Annotated in this window: 13 protein-coding genes; 5 read left to right on the forward strand and 8 right to left on the reverse strand. The window is 62.8% G+C overall.

Annotation, left to right across the window (positions count from 1 at the left end; genetic code table 11):
* Positions 1 to 10 precede the first annotated feature (10 nt).
* Positions 11 to 931 (reverse strand): DUF4007 family protein, encoded by a 921-nt coding sequence (locus PO768_RS13250; protein WP_272646430.1) that lies wholly within the window; start codon positions 929 to 931, stop codon positions 11 to 13.
* Between the two features lie 342 nt (positions 932 to 1,273).
* On the opposite strand from PO768_RS13250, the gene PO768_RS13255 reads away from it, so the two are divergent.
* Both PO768_RS13255 and PO768_RS13260 read left to right on the forward strand, forming a co-directional pair.
* Positions 1,274 to 1,669 carry a hypothetical protein gene (locus PO768_RS13255; protein ID WP_272646431.1) on the forward strand — a complete coding sequence of 132 codons (396 nt, stop codon included), beginning with the start codon at positions 1,274 to 1,276 and terminating at the stop codon, positions 1,667 to 1,669.
* Positions 1,670 to 2,120: 451 nt separating this feature from the next.
* Positions 2,121 to 3,857: an ATP-binding protein gene (locus tag PO768_RS13260; RefSeq protein WP_272646432.1), complete on the forward strand. Its 1,737-nt coding sequence runs from the start codon at positions 2,121 to 2,123 to the stop codon at positions 3,855 to 3,857.
* 28 nt (positions 3,858 to 3,885) lie between these two features.
* Here PO768_RS13260 and PO768_RS13265 read toward each other — a convergent pair whose 3' ends face one another.
* From PO768_RS13265 to PO768_RS13285, 5 genes are all read right to left on the reverse strand, one after another.
* The gene (locus PO768_RS13265) at positions 3,886 to 4,173 is read right to left on the reverse strand and encodes a hypothetical protein (RefSeq protein WP_272646433.1); all 288 of its coding nucleotides are present in this window, start codon (positions 4,171 to 4,173) and stop codon (positions 3,886 to 3,888) included.
* Positions 4,174 to 4,600: 427 nt separating this feature from the next.
* Positions 4,601 to 5,245 (reverse strand): gamma-mobile-trio protein GmtX, encoded by a 645-nt coding sequence (gmtX, locus tag PO768_RS13270; protein ID WP_272646434.1) that lies wholly within the window; start codon positions 5,243 to 5,245, stop codon positions 4,601 to 4,603.
* Positions 5,242 to 9,018 carry a gamma-mobile-trio integrase GmtZ gene (gene gmtZ / locus PO768_RS13275; protein WP_272646435.1) on the reverse strand — a complete coding sequence of 1,259 codons (3,777 nt, stop codon included), beginning with the start codon at positions 9,016 to 9,018 and terminating at the stop codon, positions 5,242 to 5,244. The genes gmtX and gmtZ overlap by 4 nt, the downstream gene beginning before the upstream one ends.
* A gap of 17 nt (positions 9,019 to 9,035) precedes the next feature.
* Positions 9,036 to 10,412, reverse strand: coding sequence for a gamma-mobile-trio recombinase GmtY (gene gmtY / locus PO768_RS13280; RefSeq protein WP_272646436.1), 1,377 nt, complete (start codon positions 10,410 to 10,412; stop codon positions 9,036 to 9,038).
* Between the two features lie 2 nt (positions 10,413 to 10,414).
* Positions 10,415 to 10,969, reverse strand: a complete 555-nt coding sequence (locus tag PO768_RS13285; RefSeq protein WP_272646437.1) for a thymidine kinase — start codon at positions 10,967 to 10,969, stop codon at positions 10,415 to 10,417.
* A gap of 457 nt (positions 10,970 to 11,426) precedes the next feature.
* Here PO768_RS13285 and PO768_RS13290 point away from each other — a divergent pair, with 457 nt between their 5' ends.
* The 3 genes from PO768_RS13290 to PO768_RS13300 all read left to right on the forward strand — a co-directional run bounded on the left by PO768_RS13290 (position 11,427) and on the right by PO768_RS13300 (position 14,065).
* A complete protein-coding gene (locus tag PO768_RS13290) occupies positions 11,427 to 11,642 on the forward strand; it encodes a hypothetical protein (RefSeq protein ID WP_137944707.1) in 216 nt (71 codons plus the stop codon).
* 80 nt (positions 11,643 to 11,722) lie between these two features.
* Positions 11,723 to 13,366 (forward strand): diguanylate cyclase, encoded by a 1,644-nt coding sequence (locus tag PO768_RS13295; protein WP_272646438.1) that lies wholly within the window; start codon positions 11,723 to 11,725, stop codon positions 13,364 to 13,366.
* A gap of 96 nt (positions 13,367 to 13,462) precedes the next feature.
* Entirely contained in the window at positions 13,463 to 14,065 is a 603-nt protein-coding gene (locus PO768_RS13300; protein WP_272646439.1) for a ProQ/FinO family protein, read from the forward strand.
* Here PO768_RS13300 and PO768_RS13305 read toward each other — a convergent pair whose 3' ends face one another.
* Entirely contained in the window at positions 14,066 to 14,683 is a 618-nt protein-coding gene (locus PO768_RS13305) for a thioredoxin family protein (protein WP_442953227.1), read from the reverse strand.
* Positions 14,684 to 14,720: 37 nt separating this feature from the next.
* On the reverse strand, positions 14,721 to 15,996 hold a 1,276-nt coding region (locus PO768_RS13310), incomplete at its 5' end, for a protein-disulfide reductase DsbD family protein (protein WP_272646440.1).

Consider the following 15,996-nt stretch of genomic DNA (forward strand, 5'->3'; position numbering starts at 1 on the left):
TCGAGTTTGCTTACGCATAGGCACTTTCGAGCACCTTATATTTGTATTCCGTCAGACTCTTTAGGGCCGATTCTTTTCTCGTAACCTGCCGAATGCCTGCCTGCTCAGTCCATTGAATCTGACCTCGGGTCAAATCCTCAAGAGCCATCAATCTATCCGCTACCGCGCTCTCATCGAGTTTGAATACTCGCCCAGGAGAGCCGTAGTCGTAGGCCACGCGGTCGAAGGCCATGACTGCCCCCGCATGCGGCATGCGCTCCCAATAGTCCAACAGCGCATAGGCAAAGATACCGTCAGGCAAGGATCGCTTCGATCCACGACGAAACTCAAACGCGCCCTTGGCGTTCTGCTGAATGAGCCCGAGTTCACCGAGCAACGGCTCGCTCATCTCTTCGGGAGAGTCGCCGCCGAGTCGCGGAACATAGCTACGAATGCAGCACTCCACGTCACGCTTCAGTGTGGCCATGGAGATGCGGAGCTTGTGCTCTGTCACCAACCCGGTGAGCGAGTTCACGATGAACTCGCGGTCGAAGACTTGCTGCACGACGTGGTTGAACAGGAACCACCACGTCGTGGTCTTCTCGTGAGTGCTAGCGGCCTGCCAATGCATCAGCCATGTGGTGGCTGTGTGCTCGCAATACGCATCGAGCCCGTTCTTGTTATTGAAGAGCAAATTGCCAAGGCGTGTCGGAACATACCCACCATCGTCCTCGATAATGCCGCAGGCGGTGGCCCAAAACCGGATGGACATGGCCATGTTCTTGCCGACGCCGAAGCGAACAATGGCCTCCTCGTCCGCAAAGACTGACCGGGGTGCGGGCTCTTCGAACTGTGTCACCGCGTCATAGGCCTTGCGGAGCCATAGCTGACGCAAGGGAAAGGTCTCATGCCCGCTGAACTGCGGCGGGGCCTCTGAAGGTAGCTGAATCATTTGGGGTAAGTTTAACTGGACGACTTCACCAGCCCGGCCGGGTAGACCCCATTGAGCGTTGGAAAAGCACCCGACTGCTTGGTCGCAGGGCATCTGATTGCTACCCGAGTGCGGTTGGCAGCCTCGATGCTGTGATTGTGTACAGTATCGACCCGGGGCGTGCTGTTCGCAAGTCAACGCCCCTTTTGCAGGCGTATTGACGCAACACAAGGCATCGCCTAGAGTCCGGAACGCTACCGGGTTGTTCTACCTGTCAGGGGTGGGGCGGCAGAAACAGGTCGCACGTAGTCGAGTAAGGCGTGGCTGCACCCATCGGGGCGGTTGTGCACAAAAAGGCGAATCATGACCATCACTGAAGCCGAGGCGCAGTCGCGCGCCGTCGCATCTTTCCAGGCGCTTCTCTCGAAGCATCGCCCTGGTTCCTCCACCTACCGCATTGCCGAACGCGCGCTTGATCTGGCGTTCAACGGAGCGTGTGCGTATGGCGCACATGCTGAACAGGCACTGATGGTGGAGGCCGAGAACCTGATAACGAAGCAGGTGCAAGCCAAGCTGCTTGCATTGCCGGCTGAGCCTCCTCAGCCCATCGCATCCCCGTCTCCGCTTGGCCCCGCTAGTACCCGCTTTTTGGCGTGGCGCGGAACGCTGCGCTCGCATGCCGCAGAGCAATTCGTCCAAGCCGAACTGTGGCTGACCACTGAAGGTCATCGCGGAGACGGCTATGCACTCCTCAGCTGAACTGATCTTCGACGAACCCCGTCAACACGCTTTTCTGGCCATTCCTTCGGTCTTGAGGGCTTTGGTGCCCCCGGGTTGGGCCGGCGTGTACATGTTGCTCCGGGGAGAAGCTCCGTTCTACGTCGGCCGCTCCGATACCTGCCTGCAGACCAGGCTGGCTGCGCACCCATTGCTACCTCTTGCCTCGCATGTGACGTGGGAAACATGCGCAAGCCCGCTGCAGGCTTACCGCCTTGAGTCGGCTTGGTTTCACACGCTGCGGCTGACCGCTGGAGTCGTTAACCGAATTCACCCCGCTCACCCAACGGGTGAGCTGAACCTTTGCCCCTTCTGCAGCACGGGGGACTACCAGGCGTGGACGCAGTTGATGCGCCCGCACCCGGAAATCAGTGCTGCGTCCACGGTGGCTGCCGACCAAATGGCGACGGCCGCAAAAACCTGAGGAAACACCATGTCAAAAGCTACCACCACAAGCGAAGTCACCCCCGAAATCGCCATGATCCAGACAGGGCAGGCCCTGCTCTCGCTTCGGGACTCCGGCCATAGCCTCCCTACCGCCCTGGGCGAGGTCATCGACAACAGCATCGAGGCGAACGCCAACAACATCTCGGTTCTGCTCGAGCAAAGCGAGGAGCGTGGCAAGAAGCGCGTTCATCGCATCGCCATCAGTGACGATGGTGAAGGCATGCCGGCAGACATCCTTCACCGTTACCTGGTGCTGGGCTATTCGTCACGCTACATGCGGTCAGACACCATCGGCAAGTACGGTGTCGGCGCCAAGCTGGCGGCCTTGAATTTCGGGCGCCGAATCGACGTCTGGAGCCGAGATAAGGCCGACGCCGAGTGGTTGCACGTCCACTTCGATTTGAACGAGGCGCTCGACGATGAGGGCTCGGGCAAGTCTGTCGTGTTGAAGGCCCCCGCTCCAGCCGCCCCCCCGGCCGACCTGAAGCATGTTTTCCCCGCAGAGACCGGCACCGTCGTGGTGTGGTCCAAGGTCGACCGTCTCGAGGAAGGACGCGCTGCGCGTGACTTCAATGAGCTGCGCCAAGAGCTGGAGAAGGAACTGTCGCGCATCTTCCGACACTTCCTGGATGGCGGCATCAAGATTTCGATCAACGACTCGCAGCTCATCCCGCATGACCCGCTGATGCTGCTGGAGCGCACGTGGGCCGACACGGTACTGAACAAGGAGTACAAGCGCGACGATCTGAAGAAAGGTGTGCTGCATCACTACGGTGCGACCGTCATCGCCGAGGAGCCAGTGAAAGTCGGCCAGCATTCCGCCCGTCTGCGCGTGACTCTCTACCCGAAAGAAGTCCTGCGAAGCCGCGGCAAAGGTGGCGATAACTTGGCGAAAGCGCTACGCATCCCTGAGAACGAAGGCGCGCTCAGCTTTGTCCGGAAGAACCGCGAAGTTGCGTACTCGAACGTGCCTCGCATCCTGCCTGCAGGTGTCCAGGAAATGGATCGGTTCATCGGCATCGAGGTCTCTTTCGATCCAGAGCTCGACGACTACTTTGGTATTCGGAACGTGAAGCGTGGCGTCGAGCCCCATGGCGAACTCCGCGACAAGCTGCGAGAACACCTCAAGAAGCACATTCCGACCGCCCGAAAGCTGATCGACGAAACGTGGGGAGTGGCAGCCCGCGAGCAGCATGAGGCCTCTGGCGAGCATGCGGCCCTTCTCGACGCCGTTAAGGACGTCGATGCAGTCATGCCGAAACCCCGTGTAGAGCCTCAAGAAGACGCGCCGCCCGTTGATGTGGCGCTCAAAGAGCTAGCGGAGGACGCCGGCTTTACCAAGCCAGAGGAGCAGCAGAAGTACATCGAGGACAAGAAGAAGCTGCCGTTCGTTATCGAGTCGGTGAACTTCCCGGGCAACATCTTCCTGAGCACCACGCATGTGGCTGACCAGGTCATCATCAGGCTCAACACTCGCCATCCGTTCTACCGCGAGATGTGGGAACCACTGAAGGCTATCTCCCAACGAGACCCAGGGACGGTTTCTGGGGATGAAGCAGTCAAGGCGGCGCGCCGTAGCGTCGAGGCCATGACGCTATTGCTCATCGCCTACGGCAAGGCCGAGTCGATGAACCCGAACCCAGTTGAGCAGTACGGCGACCTGACTCAGTTCTGGGGCCAGTTCCTAGGTACGCTGCTGAACAAGGTGAAGAACGTGTTGTAAGCGTCTAAGCCCTAGGGCCTTGGCAAACCTAGAAGTGAGCCAGGGCCTTGTGGCAAACGTAGAAGGCGGGTTCAAGGGCCACCGTTCCGCAGAACCCGATATGGCTGGGTTGTAGGCACCACGTGCAAGGAGAAGTGTTATGAAACAGGCTATGTTCCAGGGGCGAGTGATTGATGGCGAAGAGGGTGTCGACATCAAGGATAGCCTTGGTGGCTCCCCTGACTTCCGCTGCGTTGAATGTGGCGAGGCGGCTCGATCCGAACGCGCCGGCGGTCACATGCCGGCGCGGATTGAGCACCTCAAGAGAAACGGCCATTGCCCGCTCGTCCATAAGGCACGCTAATCGCCCCCGGGTGCAGGTCGAGCCTGTGAGGGTGCCGGCTTCTTGCTGGTCTTGGACGCCGGGCTAGGCGCGAGTCACTGAGATTTCACGGCGCTGTGGGTGAGGGGATTTCCGGGCGCGTGGTCATCAGACGCGAGGTCCTGGAGATGATTGGCGAGCAGTTCAACGGTTACTTCAAACCGGCAACGCGCTGCCTCTGCGGCGCGGTCACCCGCTACGCTCATTCCGACGGTGGCCGCGCTTCATGCGCGCTAGCCAATAGCGCGTGAAAACACAGCTTATGGCACCGCTCCCATACTCTCAAAATGCGACTAACAACACTCTTGCTGGGTCGCGATGTCCGGAGCATTCGCTCAGCCCTTCTTGGTGCTACTCACGCGACCAAGGCGCCTCCAAGCCCTCAAAGTTCTCCGAGCAGCTTGCGAAGGCCAGTCGCGAAGCCGGGCTCAAAAATGGGCCGGCCTTTCTCATCCACGATTTCGCCGAGCTTGCCCTCCTCCCACCCCCTGCGTGCCAGACTCCTAGGGGCTAGAACCTTCTTGAGCGCCTCCAGTTCGAAGGCTTCAAGAGCCTTCAGGGCGTTGTTGCCCAGTGCCGGCTGCACGTTCTCCACGATTGGCCGCTTGTCGACAACGAAGGTCTTCTGCGACTTCAGCAAGTTGAGCTCGGCGGTAACTCGAGCCAGTTGGGCGAGGTCTCGCCTCACGAGCACCCGCAGGACGGGGTCCTTGATTTCGGCGACGTAAGCTTCAGACGGCTTCTCCTTGTCGACGAGTTTGGGCGGCATAGGTCCGGCAAGGTCCGCCCAGGCTTGGATGAGCTTGCGGTAGTCTTCAGCAGAGTCGTTGTACAGGCCGCGACCCTTGAAGATGCCCTTCTCCTCGCAGAGCTTCCCAATGTTGCTGATGGAGAAATCGCGAGGACCGACTTCATACAGGGCTTTGCAGACCTCATGCAGCTCGCGAAGGTTCCGCACCTTCTGAGGACGGGGTCCTGTAGCGAGGATCGCGTCAAAGGCCTCATCAGGGGTAGTTCGATTGGTCATGCTTCGATAGTCTCCAGCACACGACGGGGCGCGGCGGCGCCAAACCTGAGCGAGTTCACGGTGTCGCGAAGGTCAATGCCAAGGCTCTCTCCCAGCTTCTTGCCTGCGTCGATGACCTTGACGACCTCACGCTGCCCAATGAAAGGGTCGTCAGGAGAGGCAGCGCGCGATAGGCGCTGCATAAAGGCATTTCCAGCCTTGAGCTGGTCTTCCTCGCTCAGCCGCATGAACATCGGAGGCAGCCCCTCATTGAAGAGCGCAGAGTCAAGCAGCTGGCTTCGGCGGAGCACAGCCTTGTCGGCATTCAGGTCCGGGTAGAGCTGGACGTCGTTGCAGACCCCGCTGAGCTGCAGCAGCTCGGAATCTACCTCCTCGAAGATGGCCTTGACCTCGGCTTCGGAGCCCTGGATCACCAGGCGAGTCCCACCCTCCGCGCCGGAAGTCGCATTCAACACCCCAATGCAGCGTTCGATCAGACGCCACGTCGCAACCAAGTCCTCAGCCAAGTCGCTGAAGACGACGGCGGTGGTTTCGGACAGCCGCTCGGCCGCGTCAAGCTTCGTTCCGTCCGTATACACCGCTCCAGACAGTTCCACGGTCGCCCTGGCGCGCAGGAGCTCCGTCCATCGGAGCTCCGCGTCGACCGCTCGGTTGCGCGCCTCGTCAAACCGGTAGGCAACGTTGTTGAAGTGGGCCGACAACGCCTGCAGATAGTGGGGCTCAGTGACAAACCAGCGGCATCGGACGCAGTTGCGGGCGCCGCCGGGAACTGGCGCATGGTGAACCTTGGTTGCCGTTCCCTGGAAGGCGCCACCGTTATAGCAGCCGCCGATCTTGGCGTTGTCTTCAATCTTGCTCACGTTGCCACCAACCAGGCAGAGGCCATGATGCATGAGCATCCAACCAGCCGGATTGCGCTCTCCCGAATGAATCGGGATAGCGGCCGAGAGCGCCGCTGAGCTATTGCAGATGGCAGTCCTGACCAATTCGTCGTGCTTCGTATGGCGCAGGAAGCGAATGGTCGACGCCTCCTTATTGACCTCCAACTTCTCGGCAGCTTGCGCTAGCGTAGTCGTCATACGTCCATGGCCCACCTTGGCGTAGTAGATGGTCATGACCAAGCGGGAGTGTCCTACCAGCTTCTGCAGGATTTCGAACGGAACGCCGCCGTCAAAGGCCAAAGCGGTAATGAGCGACACCCGCAGGCTATGGAGCGGGTAGTCATTGCGCTCGATACGTCCCTTTTCACCCCGGACCACGAACGTGACGGGCGAGCCGTCGCCATGGGTCTCCCCCTTCTCCGCGAGCTCAGCCTGAAGTGCTTCGAGCAGGTTGAACCACGCGTAGCTCAACACACCATCAGTGACCGGCAGCCCGCGGAACTCAGGCTCGTCCTCCGGCTGGCGAAACAGGAAACAGGTGTCAGCGTAGGACCGCAGTTGTTCGTCGGTCTTGGCCGAGATATGTTTGCTTCCAAGCTCAAGCCAAGATGTCCGGCGCTTGATGGGGTTGTACTTGGACTGCCAATTGCGCAGCTTTTCAAGCCAGTAGTAGACGTTGTCCAGCGGGTCGGTCGGAGCATGCCACGCCATGGTGTAGCCCTTGTAGGGCCCAGCCTTGTCCATATCAGCGGTCTTGTTAGTGCTGATATATAGGACTGTGGAAACGGACTGTTCGCCATCGCGGGGGTCATTCACTCGACGCAGGACCCCTTGCTGCCACGGGTCGCGCTGATTCTTGTCCGCAATCGGATGGTCGTTCAGAACCCACGCGCCGTTGACGAGCTTCCACGTATCGGACTCCCCGGAATCAAGCATGCGCACCTGGCCCGTGCGAAGCGGCGTCAGCAGCTTGACAAGCACCGCAACCCATCTAACCGGGCTCCACATCTCGCACACGACGCGTCCCGTCGACATCGTTCGCAGACGCCAAACGCAGTCGGGGTCATCCACGTCGATTTCAGACCGCTCGATTTCGTACCAATCCGGCGCAGGCCGGCCAATTTCACCCTCCGCCACGCCCTGCGCGCCTTGAACCAGCTTCCAATCCCTGAAGGTTGGCCCCTGCGCAACCATGCGTCGCAGAGTATGGATGTATCCATAAGGAAGGGGCGAATAAACCGATTGGGAGTGCCCCCCGCGCCCGGAAGGCTTGGTCGCGAGCTTGACAGGATTGCGGAAGGCCGGCGATACGAACAACTCTCCGTCATCGGCATGTTCGCTGAAGTCTCGCAATAGCACCCACTCGAAGAATTCGTGGAGGTAGTTGTTTCGAACCTCCTTTGATTCAGGAGCGAGAGCGACGTCCGCAAAATCCGGCAGCGCATTGCCACGGAGGAAGAGGGCAGCAGGCGTCTTTGGAACGTCGTCGCGCGTGAGGTAGTCCTGAAAGAACGCATTCAGCGTCTGGATGCGCTGGCCCATTCCCGCTTTCACCGTCTGCAACCATGCGCTAGCCAGCACCCGGAACTCTTCGAACTCCGGATGGTCTCTCCGTACCCACTCGAGGTCCGGGTTATGGGACTTTCGACGATTCGTCCGTACCGAAGGCGGCGGCGCGCCGTCCGCGGCTAGCCATGGACGGGCAAACTCGTCCCATGCCCGTAGCAGAATGCGCAACTCCTCGTAGATCGAGCTCTTGAGGGACGCCTCTGCCATAACCCCCATAGCCGCGAGCAGCTTTCCGACCTTAACGACTGAGAAGTCAAGATTCCCAGCAGCATGTTGAAGATAGCAAACGCGATGAATCCCAATCAGGGTTTCTTGCATGTTTGCCTTGAGCGGCTTCTCGCGCAGGCGCCGGAACACCGAATGGGGATTGGTAGGGGGCAGGTCGGGGTCGAAGTCGATCCACTGGATGTCCGCCTGTGCTTGCCACGCGTCGAGCAGGGCAGAAAAGCGGTCAGAAGCCGATAGGCGAGACGTCAGCGACTGATTGCTCGCGAAGACCTTGGCTTCGATGAAGGCTCTGGCGCTAGCCGACCGGCCAAAGTCGAACTCACCGGCCTCGAGGCGCTGCTGGCACACCTCTTGAAAGTGGCAAAGAAGACGGGAGGTGGACGACTTGACTTGGCGCCCGCGCAGCAACTCCTTTAGAACGAAGCTCGGCTCGTCTGCCGGGATGCCCGCAACAGATGCCCTGAAGCGCGGCGGCTTCACGAGGCGGTTTCCACCGCGCTCGTCTTCATCTTCCGGTGAAGTGTCGGATTCGGTTACTTCGCGTTCACGTTCATCAGCGAGACGTTGCCACGCCTCCAGCAAGAGTCCGTACCCTCGGACCTTGATGCCCCCTCGCAGCGCGCTCTCGAGAAACGTGCCGGACGCTTCACCTTCGCGAGCCACAGCTGCAGTGCTGAAATTGAGTTCGCCGCGGTGATAGCGATCCCGGCACGCCTTGTGGACCGCGCGAATCGTCGCTGCGGCATCACCGCGGCGCTTAGGGTCGGCCAGAAGCTCCGCGACAATCACATCTGGATGACCGGGGGCCGCGTTCTCATCCAGCGCTAAGTCAACCGCGTCTGCATGGTCCTGCCATGCCTCAACGACTGCTCGGTACTCAGGAGCCTTTGTCCCTGCGTACGTGCTGTACGGCATGACGCCCATTTCCTGGAGCACCATGCCAATGCTCCCCGCCCTGAAGCTGCGCGTCCCATCAGCAAACTGTTTCGCACAAAGGTCGTAGATTGCCTGCAGCCGAGCCCGCTTCGTCTCAGTGAACGTGGGGTTTGACAGCAACTGCTTCAGGAATTCATCAAGGTGCGGAATAGTGCTCATTCAGTGCGAATCTGGGGTCAGGCCTTGCTTATCAGGCGCAAAAAACGTGAAGGAATGGACTCGCCGAGCCGTTGATGTGCTTCAGATAGTGCTGCCTGGATTTCGGCGGTCCCTGGACCTGTATAGATCAGTTGGCTCTCTTCAGATGCATGGTGCAACATGACCTGGACGGTCTTGCTGTCGAGTCCCGCCCGACGCGCACGCTGGCCATAGGCGTGACGATGTCCGTGGTCAGTGGTACCGGCCTCCTTCAACGGGGCGAGACCGATACGCCGGCAAGCCGCCTCATGAGCTTCAATGAATGTGCCCAGCTTGTAGGGCTCTCCTATGTCGCCTCGCAGGGTGTTCACCCAAAGGTATGGGTGATGTCCACGCTTCACATGCGCGAGCTGTTCTAGATACAGATTCCAGTGGTACAGGAAGACCTCACCACACCAAGGCTGGAACCAGTGAGCGAATTTGGCGTTGTCTTCGTCATAAAGGCCACCTTTCCATCCGGCATGCAGCGGTCCGCGGATGCGGTTGCGCGGCTTCAAGCCATATTGAGAGGCCAGATATGCACTGCGCGTGCCCCGGCGGCCGGTGGACGGGTCACGCCATTTTTCAGGTGCAAAGCCTTCTTCAGGATGGTGGATAGCCACCAGGGCTGTCGCGGGGTTTGTTGGGTCAGGTCCAGCGTCCTGGACAAACATGTGGAAGGGCTCGGACACGCGAAAGCCCGCTCCGTTCATGAGCAACGTGATGCAGATGGCGCGGTGATCTACTCTCTTGCCAATACGGAAGCCGTCTGCAATGAGGTCTTCAAACCTGTCGTCCGGAAACGCCGGAGGCTCACCGCCCTTCGCAACTGGCAGCCGCCGAACTTCCAATCGACGCCTCTTCTTGTCGCTCTCAGGGTTTGACCACAGATGGCCAAGGAGGGAGTTTTCACGCTTGTGCATCCGGGCGGCAGCATTCCAGCGCTGTTCGTAGACGCTAGCGTCGACCAATGGGTTGATGTTGGCAGCCACCGGGTTCTGCTTACCCATCCAGTCGAAGAACAGGGTCAGGTCAGTGATGATGCCGTAGCGATCCTGCGCACTGTGCGGCCGCCAACACAGCCCGCTGGGGTCCTCTCCGGTTGCCAGGTTGAACGTGCCGAGCTCAAGGGCTCGGTCAAAGCCGTCGAACAAAGCCCGCGTGTCTCGCTGATGAGGATTCGCCTGTATGTAGTAGCAAAAGAGCCTCACTGACTTGACTATCTTGTCCATCCACGATGGACTTCGGCTTCGGCTCTTCTCGACGAAATAGTCCAACAGGGGCGTGAGCAAACCTCCAGGGGTAAGCAGGCCAGGCACATCGACTGAACTGCCGGTGTTGTCTGACCGGACAGAGACCTTCACGCGAGCGAACATGGTCAGCTGTAGAAGCAGCGCGCGCAGACCTGCCGGTAGCGGCTATTGCCGCCAATGAGCACCTGGCTTCCTTCTTGAACCCGCTCGCCGTTCTCGTCGATGCGGATGTTCATGGTGGCCTTCTTGCCGCATCGGCAGGCAGTCCGAATCTCTTCAATGTTGTCCGCCAGGGTCAACAGGACAGCGGCTCCAGGGAAAGGGTTCCCTTGGAAGTCAGACCGCAGGCCGAAACACATCACGGGGATGTTCTTCGCATGAACCCACCGATGGAGCTGGCGGACCTGGTCAACGGTAAGGAACTGGGCTTCGTCGACAAGGACGCAGGCAACCTTGACGTCCTTCAGCCGCTCCAAGAAGTCCGTCCGCGGAGAGTATGTCTCTGCGCTGCGCTTCAGGCCGATCCGAGAGGAAATGACGCCGTCGCCGTCACGGTCATCGAGGGCGGAGGTGAGGAGCAGAACCTTCTCTCCGTTCTCCTCGTAGTTGTGGGCAACCTGCAAAAGAGAGCTGGTCTTGCCGGCGTTCATTGCGGCGTAGCGATACCAAAGACGGGCCAAGCGATTCTCCTGAGAGGGCAAATGGGCTGCGCCAGGGTGCCCACCCCAATGCAGAACTTTGCATCTTAGCCCCTCGCAGCATTGGAGAGAAAGATCGAGGGTGACCAAAATCACGCTTCTTTGGGGTGCTGTGAGGTGGCTAGATGCATCCCTGTATAGCGTTCCAAGTCCTACGCGTCAGGAAGTTTGTATTTCCTCAACCCCCAATAATCGCCGCATATCGGAAAAACAGTTTGGCCATGACTCTCGCATTCTGGGAGCGCCGATTGTCCCGAAATCCGCCCAGGCACCGCCGCCAATCGCACAGATATTGGTGGTTTATGACATCACCCCTGGGCAAGCGAGGTAGCCGCCGGGCTCGCCGGGCCCTACTATGTGCTGGAGGGTTGTGAGAAGTCAGAGGTAATCAAGCCAGGATCCACCATGGACCTGGCCGGCTTGGAGCGGGCCACCACAGATGAGCAAAGACACCTACACCAGCGTCAGCGACAACGGGCTGCGCTATGAGTCCAAACTGGGCGGTTCGCCCTTCCTCGGCAGCGGTCATACACGCTCCTGCTTCAAATGCGGCAAACACCGCCCGCCCAGCAGCCTGCAATCCAAGCGTGTGCTGGGCCGCACCGAGCTGGTCTGCAAACCGGCCTGCGTCAAACCCAAAGATGACACGGCCTGAGACTTTTTGACGGCCGCGCCGCCCCGGCGCTGCGCCGGCGGCGCCTATCATCAGGGTCCACTTCGCCGACTCTTTTGCCCATGGCCGCGCCGGACCTTGCCCTGTATGCCTTGCTGCGCTCGACGCAGGCCGCCTACACGGCCGAGAACTGGGAGCAATGCCGTCAGCTGGCCGCGGAGCTGCTGAGCCACGCGACGGCCGCCGCCGACCTGCCGGCCGAGGCGCAGGCCCATGTCTGGCTGGCCCATGCGGCCCAGCGCCAGGGTGAGCACAATCTCGCCGCCGCCCATGCCGTCAGCGCGCTGACCCTGAGCCAGGGCCTGGACGACGCGCAGCTGCAGGCGCGCGCCCGGGTCGCGGCGGCACGGGTCAGCTGGAGCGTCGGCGACAACAACCAGGCCCTGGTCGACCTCGAAGAGGCGATGCGCTCGCTGGCCCAGGGCGGCGATAGCGAGCTGCTGTTCGACGCCCACAACCAGCTGGGCATCGTCTATGGCGAGCTGGGCAATGACGAGGCCTCGATCGCCTGGCATCAGCGCGCGATGGCCCTGGCCGAGCACAGCGGCGTGCCACGCATGCGCGCGATCTCGCGCACCAATCTGGCCGGGCGCGAGCTCGAACATGGCGAGACCCTGCTGAACAAGCAGCAGACCGAGGCCGCGCGGGCCGCGCTGGAACGCTCGCTGGTGCTCAATGAGCAGGCCTTGCAGATTGCCGTCGCGGCCGGCATGCAGCATGTGCAGGTGGTCATACGCAGCAACCAGGGCTCCGCGCTGGCCTTGCTGGGCCGGCAGCAGCAGGCCATCGAGGCCTTCGAGCTGCAGCAGCAGCTGGCGGCCGCGCGCAAGGACCAGGCCGGCAAGGTGCAGCGGGCCCAGTATCTGGCGCGCATGTACCGCGAGGCCGGCGAGCTCACGCTGGCGCGCCGGCTCGCCGCCGAGGGCCTGGAGATCGGCGAGGCGGCCGGCGCCAAGAATCAGCTGGTGAGTTTGTACGAGCTGGCCTCGGCGATGGCCGAGCAGCAGCAGGAGTTCGCCGAGGCGCTGCGGCTATACAAGCGCTTTCATGCGCTGCGTGGCGAAATGGCGCTGGACAGCGCCCAGCAGCGCGCCCGCGTGCTGTCGGTGCGGCTGGAGACCGAGCGCGCGCTGGCCGAGGCCGCGACGGCACGCCAGAACGCCCAGGCCCTGCTGCAGGCCAATCAGGAGCTGACGCAGCGGGCCGAGGCCCTGGGCCGCGACGCGATGGAAGACGCGCTGACCGGCCTGGCGAACCGGCGCCGCCTCGATGCCTATCTGAACCTGCGCCACGAAGCCGCGCGCCGTGCCGGCAGTGCGCTGTGCGTGGCCCTGATCGACCTCGACCATTTCAAGCGGGTCAACGACGCCTTCTCGCACAGCATCGGCGATCAGGTGCTGCGCCAGCTGAGCCGGCTGTTGCAGGCGCACTGCCGCAGCCAGGACCTGGCCGCCCGCTATGGCGGCGAGGAATTCCTGATCGCGCTGGACGGGGTCGGCCTGGACGACGCCGTGCTGATCTGCGAGCGTCTGCGCCAGGCCATCGCCAACCATGACTGGGCCCTGATCGCCCCCGGGCTGGCGGTCACGGCCAGCCTGGGCGTCTGCGATATCGCCCAGCATCCGCAGTGGAGCGCCGGCATGAAGCAGGCCGACACCCTGCTCTACCAGGCCAAGCAAAGTGGTCGCAACCGCGTTTGCGCCTGAGCGGCCGCGCAGCAGGCACAATCCAGCCCTTTCCTGTTGATTGCTGACCGCTCTATGTCGTCCACCCCGTCACCTCAGCCCGCCGAAGCCGGCACCATGTCCCCGGCCGCCTGCGCCCAGGCGCTGAAGGCCCAGTTCCCGGCGCTGTTCGACGGTCCGGTCAAGCCGCTGAAGCTGCGCATCCAGGCCGACATCCAGGAGCGCGCGCCGGGCCAGTTCAGCAAGCAGCTGCTGTCGGCCTTTCTGCGCCGCTATACCGGCGGCACCGCCTATCTGATCGCGCTGAGCAAGGCCAAGCACCGCTTCGACCTCGACGGCCAACCGGCCGGCGAACTGGCCGACGAGCACCGCGAGGCCGCCATCACCGAGCTGGCGCGCCGCCGCAGCCTCAATGAGGAGCGCCGCGAGCTCGAGCTGCAGCAGCGCCGCAACCGCGCCGGCCTGCTGCACGACTTCCAGATCACCACGCTGACCCGCGCCAACTTCTGCGCGCTCAAGGGCGTGGCCGACGAGGAGCTGGACGGGCTGCTGGAAATTGCCAAGCAAGAGGCTATCGAAGACCAAGCCCGCCGCGCCAATCGCTCCGAGGGACGCCCCGAGGGTCGCCCTGGCCAACGCCCCGATCAGCGCCCGAATCAGCGCCCCGGCGACCGCCGACCGGCGCGTGGCGACCGTCCGCGCGGACCGCGCACCGCCTGATCAGCTAGCGTACTTGATCGTGCATCCGTAGGCTGTCGAGTTCGGTCGGCTGACCGGCTTGCCGGCCAGGGTCTCGCCGAGGGCCTGGTTGACGTAGTTGGTCGCGGTCTTGATATCGGCCGGGTTGGCCGTGGGCTTGCTGTCGATCGCGCCGGCGTAGACCAGGGTGCCGGCCGGATCGATGACGTACATATGCGGTGTCGTGCGGGCACCGTAGGCACGGCCCAGCTTGCCGTCGTCATCCATCAAGGTGGCCTTGGGCGACGCCTGCTTGCTCGTCAGCCAGGCCTCCAACTGCGGCGGCGGCAGATAGTCGCTGGCCGATTTGGCGGTCGAGCTGACCGCCAGCCAGACCACGCCCTTGTCGGACGCGCTCTTCTGCGTGGCCGGCATATTGCCGCTGTCGTAATGCTTCTTGACGAAGGGGCAGCCGGGGTTGATCCATTCCAGCACCACGTGCTTGCCCTTGTAGTCGGCCAGGCTGACCGTCTTGCCCTGGCTGTCGCTGATGCTGAAGGCCGGCGCCGGCTGGCCGACCACGGCCGTGGCCTGAGCTAGCGAGGCGCCTGCCAGCAGCAGAGCGGAGATCCAGGTCTTCTTCGAGATCGTCATCATCATGCAAACCTCCAGGGTGGGTTGAGGGTCAGAGCAAAGATCAGAGAGACAGCGCCTCACGCACGGTGGCGAGGCTGAGGATCTCGGGCAGCAGCTGCGGCGCGGCCGCGCCCGGCAGATAGACGGCATAGACCGGCACGCCGCTACGGCCCAGGCTGCGCAGCGCCTGCGTGATCGTGGCATCGCGGCGGGTCCAGTCGGCGCGCAGCAGCAGCACATTCTTGGCCTGCATATCGGCCAGCAGCTGGCTGTCGGCCAGCGTGGTCCGCTTGTTGAACTGGCAGGTCACACACCAGGCGGCGGTGAAGTCCACCAGCACCGGCTGACCGGCCGCCTGGGCCGCCTGCACCCGCTCCGGCGACCAGGCCTGCCAACCCTGCGCAGCCGCCTCGGCCGAGGCCGCAGGCGGCGGCTCGCGCAGCGCCGGCCAGGCCCACAGCGCGGTCGCGGCCACCAGGGCCAGCGACAGCGTGCCGAGGATCTGGCGGCCGCGCCGTGCCAGGTCCGGTGCACTGAACACCCAGGCCGCCAGCGCCAGCGCCAGCAGCACGCCCAGCAGGGCCACCGCACCGTCGATGCCGACCTGCTGGCCCAGCACCCACAGCAGCCACAGCACGGTGGCAAACATCGGGAAGGCCATCAGCACCTTGAAATGCCGCATCCAGGCGCCCGGCCGCGGCAGCGCACGCGCCAGGCCCGGCCACAGGCTGGCGGCCAGATAGGGCGCGGCCATGCCCAGGCCCAGCGCGGCAAACACGGCCAGCGCCTGCCAGGTCGGCAGGGTCAGCGCTGCGCCCAGCGCCACGCCCATGAAGGGCGCGGTGCAGGGCGAGGCCACCGCCACGGCCAGCACGCCGGTCAGGCCATGGTCCAGCACCGGGTTGGCGGCGCGCAGGCCGGCCAGATTGCCCGGCAGCACGGCGCGGAACTCGAACACGCCCAGCAGGTTCAGCCCGATCACGCCGAACAGCAGGGCCAGCGCGGCGACAAAGCCGGGCGACTGCAGCTGAAAGCCCCAGCCCAGCTGGGCCCCGCCGGCGCGCAGCGCCAGCAGCAGGCCGGCCAGCGCCAGAAAACTCAGGACCACGCCGGCCGTGTAGGCCAGGCCCCCGGCCACCAGCACCCGCCGATCTGTCGCATGCTGGGCAAAGCCCAGCACCTTCAGCGACAGCACCGGGAACACGCAAGGCATCAGGTTCAGCAGCAGGCCACCGGCAAAGGCCAGCAGCAGGGCCAGGCCAACCGACTTGGGCTCCTCTTCGGGCACGGCCGTGACCGGCTGCAGCGCCGGCGCGGGCGCGGCGGCCACGCCGGCC

Origin of the sequence: Paucibacter sp. XJ19-41, from assembly GCF_028462495.1 — a bacterium.
Taxonomy (GTDB): domain Bacteria; phylum Pseudomonadota; class Gammaproteobacteria; order Burkholderiales; family Burkholderiaceae_C; genus Roseateles_E.